1 pseudogene is annotated in these 400 nt (G+C 87.2%); it reads left to right on the top strand.

Going from position 1 to position 400, the window contains the following annotated elements:
• A pseudogene (locus RZ84_RS41650) lies at window positions 1–400 on the top strand (hypothetical protein); the annotation flags it as partial.

Here is a 400-nt window from a genome sequence, read left to right on the forward strand (position 1 = left end):
GGCGGCCGGCGTCCCGCACCCCCGCCCGGCCGCGCCGGCCGGCGCTCCCGCCCCGCAGCTCCTGAAGGCCGGCGGCCCCGCACCGGCCCCCGCCGCCCCGCGGGACACCGCACCGCACCCCGGTGGCCCGCTTGCGCCCGCCCCGGCGACACCGCCCGCACCCGCGTCCGCACCCGCCGGCCCGCAGCTGACGCACGAGCCCGCGGAGGGCGCCTTCGTCCCGCGCCCCGGCGACGGCGGCCCCCGCCCCGCGCCCCCGGCCGCCCCGTATGCCGCCGCGATCCCGCCGCACCGGCCCCCCGCCACCCCGGGTGCCTGGCAGCTGTACGACCCCTGGAGCGCGCCCGGGCACGGTGGTCCGGCCGCCGTGCCGCCGCCGGCCCGGCGCGGCGGGCGCCCC

Source organism: Streptomyces sp. CT34 (genome assembly GCF_000805335.1).
Lineage (GTDB): Bacteria > Actinomycetota > Actinomycetes > Streptomycetales > Streptomycetaceae > Streptomyces.